19 protein-coding genes are annotated in these 19,203 nt (G+C 71.0%); 11 read left to right on the top strand and 8 right to left on the bottom strand.

What is annotated here, in order from left to right:
• The coding region (locus FRW57_RS05850; protein ID WP_203230222.1) for a chloride channel protein at nucleotides 1–2,184 on the top strand (2,184 nt) is incomplete at its 5' end.
• 24 nt (nucleotides 2,185–2,208) lie between these two features.
• Here FRW57_RS05850 and FRW57_RS05845 read toward each other — a convergent pair.
• Both FRW57_RS05845 and FRW57_RS05840 read right to left on the bottom strand, forming a co-directional pair.
• The gene (locus FRW57_RS05845; protein WP_162308220.1) at nucleotides 2,209–3,015 is read right to left on the bottom strand and encodes an SCO family protein; all 807 of its coding nucleotides are present in this window, start codon (nucleotides 3,013–3,015) and stop codon (nucleotides 2,209–2,211) included.
• A 34-nt stretch (nucleotides 3,016–3,049) separates the two neighbouring features.
• Nucleotides 3,050–3,937 (bottom strand): cytochrome c oxidase assembly protein, encoded by an 888-nt coding sequence (locus FRW57_RS05840; protein WP_203230221.1) that lies wholly within the window; start codon nucleotides 3,935–3,937, stop codon nucleotides 3,050–3,052.
• Between the two features lie 220 nt (nucleotides 3,938–4,157).
• Between FRW57_RS05840 and FRW57_RS05835 the strand changes: the two genes are divergently transcribed.
• Both FRW57_RS05835 and FRW57_RS05830 read left to right on the top strand, forming a co-directional pair.
• On the top strand, nucleotides 4,158–4,541 hold the full coding sequence (locus FRW57_RS05835) for a globin (protein ID WP_238384753.1): 384 nt from the start codon (nucleotides 4,158–4,160) through the stop codon (nucleotides 4,539–4,541).
• A gap of 131 nt (nucleotides 4,542–4,672) precedes the next feature.
• Nucleotides 4,673–6,439, top strand: a complete 1,767-nt coding sequence (locus tag FRW57_RS05830) for a glycoside hydrolase family 13 protein (RefSeq protein WP_420853234.1) — start codon at nucleotides 4,673–4,675, stop codon at nucleotides 6,437–6,439.
• Here the strand turns inward: FRW57_RS05830 and FRW57_RS05825 are convergent.
• Complete coding sequence (locus FRW57_RS05825; protein ID WP_152185531.1) at nucleotides 6,398–7,618, bottom strand: MFS transporter; 1,221 nt, start codon at nucleotides 7,616–7,618, stop codon at nucleotides 6,398–6,400. The genes FRW57_RS05830 and FRW57_RS05825 overlap by 42 nt on opposite strands.
• Before the next feature lie 58 nt (nucleotides 7,619–7,676).
• Between FRW57_RS05825 and FRW57_RS05820 the strand changes: the two genes are divergently transcribed.
• Together FRW57_RS05820 and FRW57_RS05815 are read left to right on the top strand one after the other, a co-directional pair.
• Complete coding sequence (locus tag FRW57_RS05820; protein WP_152185530.1) at nucleotides 7,677–8,063, top strand: MerR family transcriptional regulator; 387 nt, start codon at nucleotides 7,677–7,679, stop codon at nucleotides 8,061–8,063.
• Nucleotides 8,064–8,085: 22 nt separating this feature from the next.
• Entirely contained in the window at nucleotides 8,086–9,003 is a 918-nt protein-coding gene (locus tag FRW57_RS05815; protein WP_152185529.1) for a pseudouridine synthase, read from the top strand.
• Between the two features lie 67 nt (nucleotides 9,004–9,070).
• Here FRW57_RS05815 and FRW57_RS05810 read toward each other — a convergent pair whose 3' ends face one another.
• Nucleotides 9,071–9,706: a DUF8185 domain-containing protein gene (locus FRW57_RS05810; protein ID WP_137122325.1), complete on the bottom strand. Its 636-nt coding sequence runs from the start codon at nucleotides 9,704–9,706 to the stop codon at nucleotides 9,071–9,073.
• A complete protein-coding gene (locus FRW57_RS05805) occupies nucleotides 9,703–10,179 on the bottom strand; it encodes an acyl-CoA thioesterase (protein ID WP_137122326.1) in 477 nt (158 codons plus the stop codon). The genes FRW57_RS05810 and FRW57_RS05805 overlap by 4 nt, the downstream gene beginning before the upstream one ends.
• Before the next feature lie 37 nt (nucleotides 10,180–10,216).
• On the opposite strand from FRW57_RS05805, the gene FRW57_RS05800 reads away from it, so the two are divergent.
• The 6 genes from FRW57_RS05800 to FRW57_RS05775 all read left to right on the top strand — a co-directional run bounded on the left by FRW57_RS05800 (nucleotide 10,217) and on the right by FRW57_RS05775 (nucleotide 15,026).
• Complete coding sequence (locus FRW57_RS05800; protein ID WP_238384754.1) at nucleotides 10,217–11,176, top strand: acyl-CoA thioesterase; 960 nt, start codon at nucleotides 10,217–10,219, stop codon at nucleotides 11,174–11,176.
• Between the two features lie 56 nt (nucleotides 11,177–11,232).
• A complete protein-coding gene (locus FRW57_RS05795) occupies nucleotides 11,233–12,240 on the top strand; it encodes a phosphotransferase family protein (RefSeq protein WP_137122328.1) in 1,008 nt (335 codons plus the stop codon).
• 38 nt (nucleotides 12,241–12,278) lie between these two features.
• Nucleotides 12,279–13,037: a 3-oxoacyl-ACP reductase FabG gene (fabG, locus tag FRW57_RS05790; RefSeq protein WP_152185528.1), complete on the top strand. Its 759-nt coding sequence runs from the start codon at nucleotides 12,279–12,281 to the stop codon at nucleotides 13,035–13,037.
• Between the two features lie 21 nt (nucleotides 13,038–13,058).
• Complete coding sequence (locus FRW57_RS05785; protein WP_152185527.1) at nucleotides 13,059–13,274, top strand: hypothetical protein; 216 nt, start codon at nucleotides 13,059–13,061, stop codon at nucleotides 13,272–13,274.
• 51 nt (nucleotides 13,275–13,325) lie between these two features.
• Nucleotides 13,326–13,700, top strand: coding sequence for a hypothetical protein (locus FRW57_RS05780; protein WP_152185526.1), 375 nt, complete (start codon nucleotides 13,326–13,328; stop codon nucleotides 13,698–13,700).
• 96 nt (nucleotides 13,701–13,796) lie between these two features.
• Entirely contained in the window at nucleotides 13,797–15,026 is a 1,230-nt protein-coding gene (locus tag FRW57_RS05775; RefSeq protein ID WP_152185525.1) for an acyl-CoA dehydrogenase family protein, read from the top strand.
• 50 nt (nucleotides 15,027–15,076) lie between these two features.
• On the opposite strand, the gene ettA is transcribed toward FRW57_RS05775, so the two are convergent.
• The 3 genes from ettA to FRW57_RS05760 all read right to left on the bottom strand — a co-directional run.
• Complete coding sequence (gene ettA / locus FRW57_RS05770) at nucleotides 15,077–16,759, bottom strand: energy-dependent translational throttle protein EttA (protein WP_152185524.1); 1,683 nt, start codon at nucleotides 16,757–16,759, stop codon at nucleotides 15,077–15,079.
• A gap of 66 nt (nucleotides 16,760–16,825) precedes the next feature.
• Nucleotides 16,826–17,365: a single-stranded DNA-binding protein gene (locus FRW57_RS05765; protein WP_152185523.1), complete on the bottom strand. Its 540-nt coding sequence runs from the start codon at nucleotides 17,363–17,365 to the stop codon at nucleotides 16,826–16,828.
• Nucleotides 17,366–17,565: 200 nt separating this feature from the next.
• Nucleotides 17,566–19,203: GTPase (locus FRW57_RS05760; protein ID WP_152185522.1), on the bottom strand; the 1,638-nt coding region annotated here is incomplete at its 5' end.

Genomic DNA, 19,203 nt, shown 5'->3' with positions numbered 1-19,203 from the left:
GCTCGTCCAGGCGGCCCACGCCAGCGACCGCACCCGGCCGTCACGGCAGGCACCATCGGCGAAGCAGCGCCGGCCCGACGGGAACGCCGGACGATGACCCTCGTCCAGGTGCGGCTGCGCTCGGTCGGGGCGGCCGCCGGTGGCTGGGTGAGGCGCAGCAGCTACCTGAAGAAGTGGGTCGTCCTCGGCACGGTCATCGGGGTGATCGCCGGTCTGGGCGCGGTCGTGTTCTACCTGGCGCTCCAGGCAGCGGGTCACCTGCTGCTGGAGGGCATCGGCGGTTACGCGGTTCCGCTGCCGTCGTCCGAGGGCGGGCGATCGAGTTCGGGTCACTTCACGCGCTGGTGGGCGGTTCCGCTCGTCGTCGCCCTCGGTGGTTTGCTCTCCGGCCTGCTGGTCACCTGGCTCGCGCCCGAGGCCGAGGGACACGGCACCAATGCGGCGATCGACGCGGTGCACCGCAACCCGCGGATGATCCGGACCCGTGCGGTCATCGTCAAGCTGGTCGCCTCGGCCATCACCATCGGCTCGGGCGGCTCCGGTGGGCGAGAGGGCCCGACCGCACAGATCTCGGCAGGCTTCGGCTCCCTGCTGGCACGCACGCTCGACCTCTCGCCGGAGGAGGGCCGCATCGCGGTCTCGGTGGGCATCGGTTCCGGCATCGGCGCGATCTTCGGTGCGCCGCTGGGAGGTGCCGTGCTCGCGGCCGACATCGTCTACAAGGACGACTTCGAGGTCGAGGCGCTCGTGCCCGGACTGGTCACGTCGATCGTGGGGTACTCGGTCTTCGGGCTGCTCGAGACCTTCTCCCCGATGTTCGGGTATGCCGCGGCCGGCTACGAGTTCAACCAGCCGGTCCAGCTCGCCTGGTTCGCCGTCATCGGTGTCGTCGCCGGACTGGTCGGACTGGTCTACAGCAAGGCGTTCTACGGGATATCCGGCCTGTTCAAACGGCTGCCGGGCAACACCATCCTCAAGCCGACCGTGGGCGGTCTGTCCGTGGGACTGCTCGCCCTCGCCATCCCCCAGGTCCTGGGCACCGGCTACGGATGGGTGCAGACCTCCCTGACCCGCGACGGGCTGCTCGGGATCCCGCTCTGGATCATCCTGCTGCTGCCCTTCGCCCGGATCCTGTCGACCGCCCTGTCCATCGGATCCGGCGGGTCGGGAGGCATCTTCGGCCCGGGCATGGTCATCGGCGCCTTTACCGGCGCCGCGGTGTGGCGGCTGCTCGAGGCCTTCGCCCCCGGGGTTCCCCACAGCCCCGCACCCTTCGTGATCGTCGGCATGATGGCTTGCTTCGGCAGCATCGCACGAGCGCCGCTGGCCATCATGCTCATGGTCGCCGAGATGACAGGGAGTCTCACCATCCTGGCGCCCGCCATGGTGGCCGTGGGCCTGGCCTACCTCATCGTCCGCCACTTCGACCAGACGATCTATCGCTCGCAGCTGAGCAACCGGGAGGAGGCCGCGGCAGCCCGGTTGAAGCTCGGGCTGCCCATGCTCGGCCGGGTGCCCGTGGCAGAGGCCATGGCCCGCCCGCGCCTGGTGCTCCGCGAGGACGACCTGCTGCGCGACGCCGTCACCCGGTTGGAGCAACGACAGCTTCGCGGCGCGCCGGTGATCGACGCCGAGGAGCACTTCGTCGGGACCGTCCGGCTGCAGGAGCTGCGGGGCCCGGCGCAGCAGCATCCGGACGACTCCCTGGGTCACCGGGTCGACGCGACCGCTCCGTCGACGTCCGTGGGCGCGACCCTGGACGCGGCGATCGACGCGCTGCCGGCCACGACGCACTGGCTCACGGTGCTCGACGACTCCCGCAAGGTCCGCGGCATCCTGGCCTTCAGCGACATCGTCCGTGCCTACCACCAGGCCCTGCGCGCCGACGCGAGACGGATGAACCGGGTGGCGTCCAACGCCGGCATCCTGGACGTGCAGGTGGGTCCCGGCTCGAGCCTGGTTGCCCACCGGCTGGACGAGCGGGTCCTTCCCGAAGGTGTGATCGTGGTGGCGGTTCGACGCGCCGACGCGATGCTCCTCGGGCTCGGGGCCGTGCACCTCGAGGTCGGGGACCAGGTGACCGTGCTCGCCCGGCCCGGGCACGCCGACGACCTCCGCTCGCTCTTCGACGGGCCCGCCGTGAGTGCGCACCGCACCACCGCCACCGACCCGGGACAGTCCTGAACCACCCGAGCCCGGGCAGCGTGCTCAGATGGGGATGCGTTCGCCCGTCAGCCAGCTGACGACGTGCACGGCCTGCGGGACGGTCCAGACGGGTCCCATCGGGTGCGCGACGTTGGCGCGACCCTGCTTGCCCATGAAGGCGAGCAGGGACGCCGGCACCTTCGCCGAGTGGTTGACGTGCGGCATCCCCTCGAGGACGAACCGGTCGTGCTGGTGGGCGTCGAAGAAGAAGACCTCGTCGGAGTGGTCGACGTCGTAGCGGAGCGGCTGGCCGGTGCGCCAGTTCTTCGGCGGGGGCTGCTGGTCGCCCTTGACCTTCTTCACGTAGACCCCGAGCGTGTGCCACAAGGCCATCACGTCGTGCTGGCTCCCCGTCAGGGTCAGCCAGTTGGCGGGCGCGGGCTTGAAGAGCTTGCGGTAGGCCGCCAGCTGCGCGGGCGTGTCGCGGCGGGGGTCGACGGTGACCGTGACGAACTCGACCTTGTCCCGCAGGCCGGCGCGGTCCACCTGTCGGGCCGTGGCGACCAGCCCGGCGGTGTCGATCGGGCAGCTGTCCTGGCACAACGTCATACCGGGTGCGAGCACGAGCACCTTGCCGCGGAAGTCGCCCAGGGAGCGCTGGCGACCGGTGGAGTCGCGCAGCTGCAGGTGCTGCAACGCCCCGGTGAGTGGCACGTCGACCTGGGTGCCGACGTTGTGGCCGGGCGCGGTGGGCCCGGTCGTGCCCGGCGTCGCGGACGGGCTCGCGCCCGCACTGGAACAACTGGCGAGCAGGCACCCGGCAGCGACCGCGAGGACGGCGGTGCCTGGGGCGCGGTGGGGTGAGTTCACAACGGATCCACGGTATGACGGGCCTGCCCACGTCTCATGCGTGCCCCTGTCGGTGGGGCTGGCCGAGGCCCGCCAGCCACGCGTTGTAGGCGTTCCGTTCCTGGTCACCGTCGCGGTCCGCCCTGCGGTCCACGCGCCTCGCCTCCCGGTCGCTGCTGCGGGCCCAGAGCACCACGACGACGATCACCACCAGCAGGGTCGGGACCTCCGAGAAGGCCCACGCGATCGCTCCCCCGACCCGCTGGTCGGCCAGCGCCCCGAGGTGCCACGACGCCATCGGGTGGGCGAAGTAGCCGGCCACCTCGTCCTTGCTCGTCATGAACGCGATCCCGAAGAACGCGTGGAAGGGCGCGGTGACGAACAGTTCGACGATGCGGAAGGGGGGCCGCATCGGGTGCGGCACCGGGTCCACCTCGAGCAGCCCCCAGAACAGCATCATGCCGACCGCGACGAAGTGGATCAGCATCGCCGTGTGCCCGACGAACCCGCTCATGGCCCAGTCGAACACCGGCGTGAAGTAGAGCCCGTAAAGGCTGAGCAGGAACAGGCTGACCGCCACGACCGGCGAGCTCAGCACCTGCGCGAAGCGGCTGTGCAGCAGCGCGAGCAGCACCCGACGGGGCGCACCCCGCCGGCCCCGGCCGGAGGGAAGTGCCCGCAGGGCCAGCGTGATCGGCGCCCCCATGAGCAGCGGGATCGGCGCGAGCATGCTCAGCACCATGTGCTGCAGCATGTGCACGCTGAACAACGCCATCGAGTAGCCGCCCACGCCGGTGCCGGTCACGCCGACGACGAGCAACAGCCCGACGGTCCAGCTCACCGTGCGACCGATCGGCCAGTCGTCGCCCCTGCGGCGCAACCGCCAGACCGCCCATCCGTAGAGCAGGGCCCCGAGCAGGCAGAGCAGGGGCAGCACGGGCACCGGTTGTGGGTGCCAGGCCACCAATCGGCCGAGGTCGGGCGGCGCGGTCGGCTGCCACATCGGACCAGACATGTGGCCGGGGCCCGGCATGTTCACGGGAGGTCGTTCCCGCGGCCGGTGGAGGCAGGTGCGGACATCACCGACAGGTTCCCACCACTACCTGGGGCCTCGCGCCGGGGGGCCGCCCGTGCCGCGTGGCCGCCCCTGCGAGACTGGCGCCGTGACGGGAGAGACGTTCTACGAGCAGGTCGGCGGGCACGAGACGTTCGTCAAGCTGGTACACGAGTTCTACCTCGGCGTGGCCGGCGACCCCGAGCTGCGCGCCATCTACCCGGAGGAGGACCTCGGGCCGGCCGAGGTGCGGCTCCGGATGTTCTTCGAGCAGTACTGGGGCGGGCCCACGACATACTCCGAACAGCGCGGCCACCCCCGGCTGCGGATGCGGCACGTGCCCTACCAGGTCACGCCGACCCAGCGGGACCGGTGGCTGGCGCACATGCTGGCCGCGGTCGACACGCTCGAGCTGCCGCCGGCCAACGACCTGGTCCTGCGCGACTACCTCGACCGCGCCGCGCACTCGCTGGTCAACGCCCCCGACGACTGAGCGGCACCCGCCGTGGGAGGACCCTTGTCCCCAGATCGCGGCCACCCGGACGTCCTGCCCCACCCGGTTCCGAGGGTGAGGGAATGTGCCGGTTTCGCGATTCGGGGGACGGCCAACCACAATGGCTGCCCGTGACCACTGCTGAGACCACTGATGCCCTCGGGCGCATCCTGGCGCCGGCTGCCGGCGTCCGGCTGCACCGTGCCGACGACGACTCCGCCTGGTGGCGCCACGCGGTGATCTACCAGATCTACCCGCGCTCGTGGGCCGACTCGGACGGTGACGGCGTCGGCGACCTGCCCGGCATCACGGTCCGGCTGCCCTACCTGCGCGACCTCGGGGTGGACGCCATCTGGCTGTCGCCCTTCTACACCTCGCCGCAGGCCGACGCGGGCTACGACGTGGCCGACTATCGCGACATCGACCCGATCTTCGGCAAGCTCGCCGACGTCGACGCCCTGATCGAGGCCGCCCACGGCCTGTGTCTGCGAGTCATCGTGGATCTCGTCCCCAACCACTCCTCCGACGAGCACGCGTGGTTCCAGTCCGCGTTGTCGACCGGTCCCGGCAGCCTGGAGCGGGAGCGCTACGTGTTCCGCGACGGCCTCGGCGACGACGGCGCCCAGCCACCCAACAACTGGGAGAGCGTCTTCGGCGGGCCGGCCTGGACCCGGGTCGCCGACGGTCAGTGGTACCTCCACCTCTTCGATCCCAAGCAGCCCGACTTCAACTGGGAGAACCCGGAGGTCCGAGCCGAGTTCGAGAGCATCCTGCGCTACTGGCTCGACCGGGGCGTCGACGGCTTCCGGGTCGACGTCGCGCACGGTCTGATCAAGGCGGAGGGGCTGCCCGACTGGGATGAACCGCTGCACATGCTCGGCGACGCCGACGGTGTGGATCACGACCACGGCGGCAAGCACCCGCCGATGTGGGACCAGGACGGCGTTCACGAGGTCTATCGCGAATGGCGCCGGGTGCTGAACTCCTACAACCCGGTCGACACCCCGGGCCACGATCCGGCACACGACCGCGTGCTCTGCGCCGAGGCCTGGGTGGACTCACCCGAGCGGGCGGCCCGTTATGTCCGGGCGGATGAGATGCACCAGGCGTTCAACTTCGACTTCCTGCAAGCCCCGTGGCGAGCCTCGGATCTGCTCGAGAGCATCGAGGACTCCCTCGCGGCAGGTGATGCGGTCGGCGCGCCGACGACCTGGGTGCTGTCCAACCACGACGTCGTGCGCCACGCATCCAGACTCGGCCTCCCCGTCGGCGAGAGGCGACCGAACGGGATCGGGATCGGTGACCCGCAGCCCGACGCAGCCCTGGGCCTGCAGCGCGCCCGCGCGGCCACGACGCTGATGCTCGCGCTGCCGGGATCGGCCTACCTCTACCAGGGCGAGGAGCTCGGGCTGCCCGACTCGACGGACATGCCGGACGAGGCCCGGCAGGACCCGACGTGGGAGCGGTCGGGCCACGAGGAGCGTGGGCGGGACGGCTGCCGGGTGCCGATGCCCTGGGAGGGTGACGCACCGTCATACGGGTTCGGCCCGAGCGACCGCACCTGGCTCCCCCAGCCGGAGATCTACGGCTCACTGGCCGTGGATCGCCAACGGGGAGTGGCCGGCTCGACGCTCGAGCTGTACCGCGCACTGCTGGCTGCCCGTCGTGACCTGCGCCTCGGGTCCGGGTCGCTGTCGCGGATCGACGGCTACGGCGACGACGTCGTCGCACTGGTCAACGCGGCGGACGGCCGGGCTTCCGTCCAGGTACTCGTCAACCTCGGCGTCGGCGCGGTGCCGGTCCCGGAGGGCTGGGAGGTGCTCATCGCGAGCGGGCCGGCGACGGCGGATGGGCAGCTACCCACCGACACGGCAGTCTGGCTCCGTCCCGCGGAGTGAGTGCGTTGGGCGCGCCGGGCATGATCTCGCCGTCGCCACCGCTCGAACACCCAGCAGCAGCAACCCGATCGCGCTGATCAGGCTGGCGGAGAGCACCAGAGCCACGGGCCCCTGCGCCTCGAGCACCACGCCGCCCAGCAGTGCTCCCGCCGCGACGCCGGTGTTCATCGCGGTCACCAGCACCGCTCCGGCCGTGGCACGGAACTGCTCCGACGCTGCGCGCAGCATCGCCGTCTGCACCAACACCGGCAGCACCGCGATCGCCGTGCCCCACAACACGATCGCGACGATGCCGATCACCCGGTCGCGACCGATCAGGGCGACACCGGCCGTGCTCGCGACGAACACGGCGACCGTCCATGCCAGTGACCGCCCCGGCCAGCGGTCGGCCACCGTGCCCGCGACACCGACCCCGGCCACCCCGCCGAGGCCGTAGAGGAGCAGCACCGGACCCACCGACGAGGTCGCGAAGCCACCCAGTCCCGTCAGCACCGGCGCGATGTAGGTGTAGAGCACGAAGTGGCCCACCAGCACGGTCGCCCCGACGAGGGCCAGAAGGAGCACTGGGCGGGCGCTCGCGTCCCAGCCACCCGGCCTCCCGCCCTCTCGACCGGCCACAGGAACCCGTGGCAGCAGTCGCCACAGCGTCACGCCGGTCAGGCCCATCAGGCCGGCCACGGCCCAGAACGTCACCCGCCAGTCGATGGCGTTTCCGGCCATGGTGCCCAGCGGGATCCCCACCACCCCCGCGATGGTCGGGCCCGCGAGCACCACCGCCGCGGCTCTGCCGAGCTGGCTCGGTGCGACGAGGCGCGAGGTGTAGGCCATCACGATCGACCAGAAGAGCCCGTGCACCGCTGCGGCTCCCACCCGCGACACCAGGGCGATGGCGTAGGTCGGAGCCGTCGCCGTCGCCACGTTGGCGGCGGCCAGCAGCGCCAGCGCCGCGATCATCAGGGTCCGTTGCTCGATCCGAGCGGTCAGCCGGACGAGGACCAGGCTGGTCGCGGCCACGGTGAACGCCCACACCGACACGAGCAGCCCGATCCTGGCCGGGGAGACCTCGAACTCACGGGTCATGCCCGGCAACAGGCCCGCCGGGATCATCTCCGCCGTGACGGTCGTGAAGGTGGCGAAGGCCAGGGCGAGCAGGGCCGGTATCGGGCTGCGATCGTTCATGCCAGCACGGTAAAGTCTGACATCAGTGTGAAGGTCAAGCGCCAAAGGGAGGCACGCGATGAAGATCGGCACCCTGTCCGCCCGCACGGGCGTTCCGGCCCGGATGCTGCGCTACTACGAGGACCAGGGACTGCTCGCCCCGCAACGGTCCGGCAACGGCTACCGCGCGTTCGCCGAGGATGACGTGGATCGGGTCACCATGGTCCGGGACCTGATCCGGTCCGGGTTGCCCACGCGACTCATCCGGATCGTCCTGGAGATGGAAAACCCCGTGGCCAGCGGGTGGACTGAGCGGTGCACGCGCGACTTCGCCGAGGTCCTGGCCGGCGAACTCGAGGCGCTCGACGCCCGCATCGCCTGCCTGACGCGCAGCCGCGACACGGTCCGCGACTACCTGTCCCACACCGAACACGCTGCGCTGCTTTCGGGGAGCGCCGGCCGATGAGCTGCGGGGGCCACCGGTGGCCATGAGGTCACCGCTGCCGATCCGCGACGGCGTCAACGCCACCCGGTTGCGGCTGCCGGAGTCCGGGCCGTGGCCGACGGTCCTGGCGTATGTGCAGCAGCGGTTCGCCCACCTCGACCCGGAGGATCTCCGGTCGCGCTTCGATCGGCACGAGGTGGTCGGGCGCACAGGCGAGCCTCTTTCTGCCGGCACGCCACTCGGTGACCACGACTTCATCTGGTACTACCGCGACCTGCCGGCCGAAACACGCATCCCGGTCGAGGTCGACGTGCTGCACCGCGACGCGCACCTCCTGGTCGCCGACAAGCCGCACTTCCTGCCCACCACCCCAGGCGGCCGGTATGTCGTGGAGTCGGCACTCGTGCGCCTGCGGGTCGCGCTGGACCTGCCTTCGCTGGTGCCCATCCACCGGCTCGACCGGGCCACCGCGGGAGTGCTCCTCTTCTCGGTCGATCCGTCGACCCGCGGCGCCTACCAGCGGCTCTTCGAGCGCCGGGAGGTGTGCAAGGAGTACCACGCGATCGCGCCGTTCGACCCTGACCTGCGGCTGCCCGTCACGGTGCGCAGCCGCCTGGTCTCCTCGCGCACCCACCTGCGGGTCCGCGAGGAGCCGGGCGCGGCCAACGCGGAGACCCGGGTCGAGCTCGTCGAGCGGCGCGGCGAGCACGCGCTCTACCGGCTGCGACCACGAACAGGCAAGATGCACCAGTTGCGAGCCCACCTCGGCTCACTCGGGATCGGCATCGTCGGCGACCGCCTCTACCCCAACCTGCTCCCCGAGGAGCCCGACGACCTCCGCCACCCGTTGCGGTTGCTCGCTCACCGGATCTCGTTCACCGATCCCCTGACCGGCCGGCCCCGGGACTTCACCACCCGACGTCGACTCGAGCCGCCTCGATCCTCCCCCAACTCTCACTAGTTGCGGCGAGAAGGCGCACTATTTGACGCCTTCTCGCAGCAACTAGCGAAAGGGGTGGGTGATGCTGTCAGCGGACCAGGACGTGACCGGCCGGGGTCGACAGCCGCAGCCACCGTTCGTTGCCGAAGACCTGCGCCACGGGTGCCGAGGTGAGGAAGCCGAGGACGTGGGCCGCGAAGGCCGCCCCCGAGACGACCGGCGGCCTGGTCGGGGCCTCGCGATCCCACACGGCCCTGCGCAGGCCGGCCACCGCCCGGCTGCCCGAGCCCTCGGGTGCACCCTCCGCGATCTCCTGGATCCCTTGCAGTGCAACGGCCTTGAGGTCCTCCGTCGGGACCGTGCCCAAGAGCTCCCAACCAGAGCGCGGCGGGGCGACCGCGGCCCAACCGGCATGGACCGTCGTCGGAGGCACCGGCAGCGTGGCGCCTCCCTTGCCATCGCGCCGAGCGAGCCGGTCGGTGATGCCCGACAGCGGCACCGTCGTGTCCAGGTCCGCGGCCACGGCCAACGGCATGACGCGCAGCCCGATCACCGCTCCCTCAGCCAGCAACCCACGCCCGGGGAGCACCCCGACGTAGGCAGCGAGCGACATACCAGCGGCCTGCAGGCGGATGGCGGCGTCGGCATCGGCCGACCGGGCCCGGGCCACGAAGGTCGCCAGGTCGTCCAGCGTCTCGGCGTCGGCGAAGTGCAGCTCCGTCATGCGCGCGTCGCCCGTCCCCGCCACCGGAAGCCGACCGGGTCACCCGCATATCGCTGCAGGATCTGGCGCTCGTCGGGACGCAGTCGCCGTGGGCTCGCGGTCGCGAAGTTGTAGGCGACGAGCGTCGTCTCGGCCCGTGCATACAGCCCGGTGCCCACCTCCTCGGGGTCGCGCACCTCGTAGCCGAGGTCGAAGCTGGCGCCGCTGAGCTTCGTGGCCCACATGGCCACGGCCACGGGCGCGGAGCGGAAGTCGAGCGGCGCCAGGTACTCGATCTCGTGGCGGGCGACCAGCACCCCCTCGTTGAGCATCGAGCGCTCCACCCCGAACCACTCCTCGAACCCGATCACGCGGGCGTCCTCGAGGAGCCGGAGGAACTGCACGTTGTTGACGTGCCCGTAGGCGTCCTGGTCGGACCACCGCAGCGGGACCTTGACGGCGTAGGGGTGAGCGGTTCCGGCGTCATGGCTCATGACGACATCATGGCAGCCGGTCGATATCGTCTCCGGAGTGACCACCGACGACCAGAACCAGGCCGAGCTCGACCCGTTCGACGACCTGCTCGACGTGCTCGACCTGACCCGGGCCGGCTCGGCCCGGATCAGCATCGACGCGCCGGACGACCCCGAGTCCGACCTCGCCGACTCCGCCGCCGACATCTTCATCGGTCGCAGCCAGCCGCAGCCGCACGGCCGGGCCTTCGGCGGTCAGGTGCTGGCGCAGTCGATCATCGCCGCCGGCCGCACGATGCAAGCAGTGGACGACGGGGACGGGCCCCGGCGGATCCACTCACTGCACGGCTACTTCCTGCGTCCTGGCGACTCGAACCACCCGATCCGCTTCGCGGTCGAGCGGATGCGTGACGGCCGGTCGTTCTCGGCGCGGCGGGTGCACGCCATCCAGCACGGCAAGGCGATCCTGTCGATGATCACCTCCTTCCAGGAGCAGGCGGGAGGGTTGGACCACCAGGACCCGATGCCCGCAGCGCCCGACCCGGAGAAGCTGCCGACCACCGCGCAGGAGCTCGAGGGCATCGAGCACCCCGTCGCCGAGCACTGGTCCAACCGCCAGGCGATCGACCTGCGCCACGTCGAGGGCGCGCTCTACGTCACCCCCGGCAAGCAGCGCGCGTCCCGGCAGAGCGTGTGGCTCAAGGCCGCCCGGGCGATGCCCGACGACCCGCTGCTGCACGCCGCGGTGCTCGCCTACTGCTCCGACTACTCGCTGCTGGAGCCGGTGCTGCGCCGCCACGGCATCGCCTGGTCCGATCCTCGGCTGCGGCCGGCCAGCCTGGACCACGCGATGTGGTTCCACCGCGCCCCGCGTGCCGACGACTGGGTGCTCTACACCCAGGACTCGCCCTCGGCCTCCGGCGGCCGCGGTCTCGCCGTGGGCCGCATGTTCGGCCAGGACGGCAGCCTGATGGCCACGGTGGCGCAGGAGGGCATGGTCCGGCTGAAGGAGTTCTGAGCCACGGCGCGGTGGGGCCGTGTCTTCGCCCACGCCCGCTCAGTAGGCTGCCGGGCATGGTGGACGGCCTCGACCTCGACGCGCTCTCGCGTTACCTCGCGCCCTGGACAGGCGGTCGCCCCGCGAGCCTGACCGCGCAGTTCGTCACCGGCGGCAAGTCCAACCTGACCTACCGGGTCACCGACGGCACGAACCGCTGGATCGTCCGCCGCCCGCCGCTCGGGCACGTGCTCGCGACGGCGCACGACATGGCCCGCGAGTACCGCGTCATGGACGCCCTCGCCGCGACCGCCGTGCCGGTGCCCGGAATGGTGACGCTGTGCGAGGACGACTCGATCATCGGGTCGTCCTTCTACGTCATGGCGGAGGTCGACGGCGACGTGCTGCGCGACGACCACGACCTGGCCGGGCTCTCCGCCGTGGAGCGCGCCGGCCTGGCCCACCGCCTGATCGACATCCTCGGCGAGCTGCACCGGGTCGACCCGCAGCAGGTGGGCCTCGGCGACTTCGGGCGACCCGAGGGCTTCACCGAGCGGCAGGTGCGCCGATGGACCCGCCAGCTCGAGCAGTCCAGGTCACGCGACATCCCCGGGATCGAGCAGCTCGCCGAGCGGCTGGCGACCGACATCCCGCCCAGTCAGCGCGCCACCATCGTGCACGGCGACTACCGGCTGGACAACCTCATCGTCGAACGCGGCGGCACCGACGTCCTGGCCGTCATCGACTGGGAGATGGCCGCGCTCGGTGACCCGCTGTGCGACCTCGGGCTGCTGCCGGTGTATGCCGACCCGGTGCCGGAGGTGATCGGTCTCATCGAGGGTGGCATGGGGCCGCACAACGGGTTCCCGCCGATGAGCGAGCTGTTCGACCGGTATGCGGACCAGTCCGGTCTCGACCTCACTCCCCTCCCCTGGTACATCGCTCTGGGCTGCTACAAGCTCGCGGTGATCCTGGAGGGCATCCACTACCGCTACGTCCACGGCCAGACGGTGGGCAGCGGCTTCGACCGCATCGGCGAGGCCGTCGCCCCGCTGGTGGCCGCTGGACTGGCGAGACTCGCCTGACCACACGGCATACCGACCCATCCCCACCAGGAGGAAACATGACCAGCACCCCACGTGTCGCCGTCGTGACCGGAGCAGCGCGCGGCATCGGCGCCGCGACCGCCCGACGACTGGCGGCTGACGGGCACGCAGTCGCGGTCGTCGACCTGGACGAGTCCGCTTGCGCCGAAACGGTTTCCGCGATCAAGGACTCGGGCGGCCGGGCCGTCGGCATGGGTGCCGACGTGAGCGATCCCGCCCAGGTTGAGGCGGCGGTCGCCCGTGTGGTGGAGCAGCTCGGCGCGCCGACGATCCTGGTCAACAACGCGGGCATCATCCGAGACAACCTGCTGTTCAAGATGACGGTGGACGACTGGGACGCGGTGCTCTCGGTGCACCTGCGCGGCGCCTTCCTGGTGACCAAGGCCGTCCAGGCGCACATGGTCGAGGCGAAGTGGGGCCGGGTCGTCAACCTCTCGTCGACCTCGGCCCAGGGCAACCGCGGTCAGGTGAACTACTCGGCGGCCAAGGCCGGCATGCAGGGCTTCACCAAGACGCTGGCCATCGAGCTCGGGCGCTACGGCGTGACGGCCAACGCGGTGGCGCCGGGCTTCATCGCCACCGACATGACGCGGGCGACGGCCGAGCGGATGAAGATCAGCTTCGAGGAGTTCACCGAGGGCGTGGCCGAGCAGGTGCCGGTCGGGCGGGTCGGGCAGCCGGAGGACATCGCCGCGACGATCTCGTTCCTGACCAGCGAGGAGGCCGGTTTCGTCTCCGGGCAGGTCATCTACGTGGCGGGTGGCCCGGCCGACTGATCCCCGTCCCAGGGTCGCGACATGAGTGACCCGGCCCCGCAGGACGAGGAGCAGCAGCTGCTGGAGCAGTGGCGGGCCGAGGCCGCGGCGCCGGTGGAGGGCTGGAACTTCAGTCACCTCGCTGGTCGGATGGTCGAGGACGAGCCACCATGGGACGTCGCGGCGATGACCCGCGACGCCCTGTCGGCGGCGCGTCACGTGGTCGACATGGGGACCGGCGGGGCGAGCAGCACTTGAGGTTCGTCGACGTGCTGCCGGACGACACCGTGGCGACCGAGGGACGCCTTCGTGGCCGATGAGGTGCGCCGGGTGCTCGCCCCCGGCGGCACGTTCCTCACCCAGCAGGTCGGCGGCGAGGATGCCCACGAGCTGCACCATCTCCTCGGCGGCGAGCCGAGTTGTCCCGCGGACCTGATGGACCTGCTCGTCGACCAGGTCGGCGCCGCCGGCCTGGTCGTCGAGGAGAGCTGTGACTGGTCGGGCTCCTACCGGTTCCGGGACGTCGCCGCGCTGGTCGCCTACCTGACGCTGGTGCCGTGGGACGCGCCCGACGACTTCTCGGTCGAGGCGTATGCCGATCGTCTCCTCACGCTGCACCGCGACACGGCAGGGCGGGACATCACGCTGACCATGCGACGCTTCTGGTTTCGTGCCAGGGGCTGACCGGCGCGTGGCATCGCAGGCCGGGCCACCCGACGGCGCCACCACCCAGCCGCGCCGCCTTCGTATGCTGGGGGCCCGCCTACCCCAGGAGTGATCGTGGACTTCGCCCCGGATGCGCGCACCAGTGAGCTCGCCGAGAGGCTCACGGCGTTCATGGACGAGTGCGTCTACCCCGCCGAGCCGGTGCTGGACGAGCAGGTGCTCGCGGGCCGTGGCACCGACCGCGAGTTCTCCCGCCCGCAGATCGTGCAGGACCTGAAGGCCGAGGCCCGCAGCCGGGGACTGTGGAACCTCTTCCTGCCGGGTGAACGCGGCGCCGGACTGACCACCCTGCAGTACGCGCCGCTCGCCGAGATCACCGGCCGTTCACCGGGGCTCGCACCCGAGGCCGTCAATAGTGCCGCTCCGGACACCGGCAACATGGAGCTGCTCTCGGAGTTCGGCACGCCGGAGCAGCAGGAGCAGTGGCTGGAACCGTTGCTGGACGGCCGGATCCGCTCCGCCTTCTGCATGACCGAGCCGGATGTCGCGTCCTCGGACGCCACCAACATCCGCACCCGGATCCGACGGGACGGCGACCACTACGTCATCAGCGGACGCAAGTGGTGGTCGACCGGAGCGATGGACCCGGCCGCGCAGATCTTCATCGTGATGGGCCAGAGCGCCGACCCCGAGGACGCGACGGTCGACCGGCACCGTCGGCAGTCGATGATCCTCGTGCCGCGGGACACGCCCGGAGTGAGCGTGGTCCGTCCGCTGCACACCTTCGGCTACGACGACGCACCCCGGGGCGGCCACGCGGAGGTGGCGTTCGACGACGTGCGGGTCCCCGCCGGGAACATCGTCAAGGGTGAGGGCGAGGGATTCGCCATCGCGCAGGCCCGGCTCGGTCCCGGGCGGATCCACCACTGCATGCGGCTCGTGGGCATGGCCGAGCGGGCCCTCGAGCTGATGTGCCGCCGGGCTCTGTCGCGCACGACCTTCGGCAAGCCGATCGCGCAGCAGGGAGCCGTGCAGACCCAGATCGCCTCGGCGCGGGTCAACATCGAGCAGGCCCGGTTACTGGTGCTCAAGACCGCCTGGTTGATGGACACCGTCGGCAACCGCGGCGCCCACACCGAGATCCAGTCGATCAAGATCGCGGTGCCGTTGATGGTGCAGCAGGTCGTGGACGACGCCATCCAGGTCCACGGCGGGGCCGGCGTCTGCCAGGACACCATCCTGCCGCACCTGTGGGCGTCGGCCCGCACCCTGCGCCTGGCCGACGGCCCCGACGAGGTGCACCGGGGGTCCCTGGCTCGACGCGAGCTGCGCCGCTACTCCTGACGGTCGCCGGAGTGCCGTGCCCCACCTGGTGGGGCACGACACCGTACGTCTCAGTCGCGGGTGAGCTTGCGGTAGGTGACGCGGTGCGGCCGGGCGGCCTCGGGGCCGAGGCGCTCGACCTTGTTGGCCTCGTAGGCCTGGTAGTTTCCCTCGAACCAGTACCAGTTCGCCGGGTCCTCGTCGGTGCCCTCCCACGCCAGGATGTGGGTCGCGACCCGGTCGAGGAACCAGCGGTCGTGGCTGGTGACCACGACACACCCGGGGAAGTCGAGCAGCGCGTTCTCCAGGGAACCCAAGGTCTCGACGTCGAGGTCGTTGGTGGGCTCATCGAGCAGCAGCAGGTTGCCGCCCTGCTTGAGCGTGAGCGCGAGGTTGAGGCGGTTGCGCTCGCCACCTGACAGCACACCGGTCATCTTCTGCTGGTCGGGGCCCTTGAAGCCGAACTGCGACACGTAGGCCCGCGACGGGATCTCGACGTTGCCGACGTGGATGTAGTCCAGACCGTCCGAGACCGTCTCCCACAGGTTCCTCTTCGGGTCGAGCCCACCACGGCTCTGGTCGACATAGGAGATCTTGACCGTCTCGCCGACCTTGACGCTGCCGTCGTCGGGCTCCTCGAGCCCCACGATCGTCTTGAACAGGGTCGTCTTGCCGACACCGTTTGGCCCGAGCACGCCGACGATGCCGTTGCGCGGCAGGGTGAAGCTCAAGCCCTCGATCAGGACCCGGTCTGCGAAGCCCTTCTTGAGGTCGTCGACCTCGATGACGGTGCTGCCGAGCCGTGGGCCCGGCGGGATGGTGATCTCCTCGAAGTCGAGCTTGCGGGTGCGCTCAGCCTCGGCCGCCATCTCCTCGTAGCGGGACAGGCGGGCCCTGCTCTTGGTCTGCCGCGCCTTGGCGTTGGACCGCACCCACTCCAGCTCGCTCCTGAGCCGCTTCGCCAGCTTGGCGTCCTTCTTGCCCTGGACCTGCAGGCGCTCCTGCTTCTTCTCCAGGTAGGTGGAGTAGTTGCCCTCGTAGGGGTAGAGCCGGCCGCGGTCGACCTCGGCGATCCACTCCGCGACGTTGTCGAGGAAGTACCGGTCGTGCGTGACGGCAAGGACGGCGCCGTGGTAGCTCGCGAGGTGCTGCTCGAGCCACTGCACACTCTCTGCGTCGAGGTGGTTGGTCGGCTCGTCGAGCAACAGCAGGTCCGGCTTGGACAGCAGCAGCTTGCACAGGGCGACTCGCCGGCGCTCACCACCGGAGAGCACCGTCACGTCGGCGTCCGGCGGCGGACACCGCAAGGCGTCCATCGCCTGCTCGAGCTGGGAGTCGAGGTCCCAGGCGTCGGCAGCGTCGATCTTCTCCTGCAGCTTGCCCATCTCGGCCATCAACGTGTCGAAGTCGGCGTCGGGCTCGGCCATCTCGGCGGAGATCGCGTTGAACCGGTCGACGTCGGCCTTGATCTGGCCGAGGCCCTCCTCGACGTTGCCGAGGACGGTCTTGTCCTCGTTGAGCGGGGGCTCCTGGAGCAGGATCCCGACGGTGTAGCCGGGCGAGAGCCGCGCCTCCCCGTTGGACGGCTGGTCGAGGCCCGCCATGATCTTCAGGATCGTCGACTTGCCGGCCCCGTTCGGGCCGACCACGCCGATCTTGGCGCCGGGGTAGAACGACATCGTCACGTCATCGAGGATGACCTTGTCGCCGTGCGCCTTGCGCGCCTTGGACATGGTGTAAATGAACTCGGCCATGCCTCTCAGGTTATCGGCCCGGACCGGTCTGGCTAAATCCGTCGCGGCGGCACGAACCCGTCAGGGTCAGGCGCCGACGGGTTCAGGCATCTCCAGTCCTCCCACAGGATCGACACCGTCGGTCTGCCCGTGGCCCCCACCCTCCGGCACGTGGTCGCCTCCACCGGTGCCCGCAAGCCCCTCGACCTGCTCACGCGCCTCCTGCACCGCGGGGTCGCCGAGCTGGCCGGCGCTGCGCAGCTGCGGTCGCGCCACCTTCTCGAAGCTCGCCTCTCCCCGGGTGAGGTCGAAGCCGGCGCTGTAGGCCTCGACCTCCACGGACGTGCCGCTCCGCTCCCCGTTGTCCCACTGGTTGACCCGCAGGCGACCGTAGACGACCAGCGGGTCGCCCTTCTTGATCGAGTTGGCCAGGTTGATGCCGAGCGACCGGAAGGCCGACACGCTCACGAAGTTGGCCTCGGCATCGACGTACTCCCCCGTCTCGCGGTTGAGCCGGCGCACATTGGATGCCAGCCGGAAGGTCACGAACGGCACGCCGGCTCGGGTCGCTCGCACCTGCGGGTCGCCCACGACGTTGCCGTTGACGGTCACGTAGATCTCGTTCATCTCGTCCACCTCTTGGGTCGGTCGCCCGCCGGTTGACGGGTCGCGACCACCATGAGCCGGTCGCGGGCAGCCGGGAAGGCGGCAGGGAGCGGGTGTGGACGGTGGGGCCGGTCGGCAGCCGCTGTGGATCGTGGTGGGACGTGCACGCCGAGGCTCCCGGCTGTCCGTCAGGGCGACGTGTCGCCCACAACACAGCCGGGTCAGCCGCGGGCGATCTGGAGCTGCTCGCGGGTCTCGCGATGGTCGGTGAGCACCTGCTGCACCGGAGCGACGATGCGCTCTCGGGCGACCGTGTCGATCGCCTCGTGCAGCCGCTTCTCGATGAGCCGACGTCTGCGCCGGCCGCCGACCCGTCCGAGCACCCGGCCGAGCGCCGCGAGCGCCAGCCCGATCAGGACTCCCCCGGCGAGCATGAGCAACGGATAGGGCAACGGGCCCCACTGCGGGGTGTCGACCTCGGGCAGCTGCAACCAGCCCATGGCCATCAGCACGAGCAACCACACCAGCCCGGCGACGGCGACCGCCGCGAGCAGCCACTGCAGGAGGCCGACGATGCTCCACCACCACGGGGTCCGCCCCCGCAGGGAGGTCTGCATGACGGCCTGGTCGAGCGCGTCCGCCATCCGGTCGTCGGGGGGCGAGGCCGCCTCCTGCGCCGCCTCCGCCCACCGGTCCGGCAACCCCTCGCCGGCGCGGTCACCGAGGTCGCGGGTCGCGAGGTCGACGGCTGATCGGGCAGCCGGTGACGCCGGCGGCAGGGACGACCGCCCGAGCACCAGTCGCACGTCCGTGGCGCTCACGGTGGCCTTCCTGTCCCGCGACCGGTCCAGCCGCAACCGCTTCAGCGGGTCGGGCCGCAGCCCCCTCGCCCACCGCGTGAACGGCCAGCCCGTGTGAGCAGTGGCCGAACGGCGGTAGTCGCGCTCCACCGCCGCAAGGACCGTGGGTATGCCCGCCGCTCGACCCAGTGCCTCGACCAGCCTCTGGTCGGCTCGGTTCCCGAGGCGCACCTCCTGCTCGGCCACCCCTTCGCGGAGCCGCTCCGCCGACGCACGGACATCGGCCACCAGCCGTTGCTCGGCGGCGTGGTGGCCCTTGACCACCGTGCTGATCCGGTGCTCCAGGCTGACGACTCCCGCACTGGTGGTGGCGGAGGTCAGGAAGACCTCGACGTCCTTGACGCCGTCGGCGGCGAGCAGCCGCTTGAGGTCGGCCGCGCACGCCTCCGCGTCGTCGACCGAAAGGCGGTCGGCCTGGTTGAGCACCACGAGGGTCACGGCGTCATGGCCGGCCAGCGCGGTGAGGTATTCGTCGTGCAGGCGGGCGTCGGCATACTTCTGTGGGTCGGTGACCCAGACGAAGACATCGACCAGTCCGAGGACCCGATCCGCCTCGACGCGGTGCGCGGACTCACGCGAGTCGAAGTCGGGCAGGTCGAGCAGCACGAGACCGTCGAGGTCGAGCTCGCCCTGGGCGGCGTCGACCCCCTCTCGGGCCGGCACGTGGTGCCGTCGTCCGACCTTCAGCCAGTCGAGCAGGGCCTGGGCCGACTCGTCTCCCCAGATCGCGGCGGTCGGCGTCGACGTGGTGGGGCGTCGTGCACCGATCGCTGAGACTGGTTCTCCCACCAGCATGTTGAAGAGGCTGGACTTGCCGCTGCCGGTCGCACCGGCCAGCGCGACCACGGTGTGGCTGCCGACGATCGAAGTGCGCTCGCCGACCCGCTCGACCACCTCCGTGGCCTGCGCCGCCGCCCGCGGATCGAGTCGGTCCCCTCCCACCTCGAGCGCAGCGGTGAGCCCGGCGGCGCGCCGCTCGAGGCCCTCACGCGAGGTCGC

Source organism: Segeticoccus rhizosphaerae (genome assembly GCF_009192725.1).
In the GTDB taxonomy this organism is placed as follows: Bacteria; Actinomycetota; Actinomycetes; order Actinomycetales; family Dermatophilaceae; genus Segeticoccus; species Segeticoccus rhizosphaerae.
This window is presented reverse-complemented; position numbering and strand designations above follow the sequence as displayed.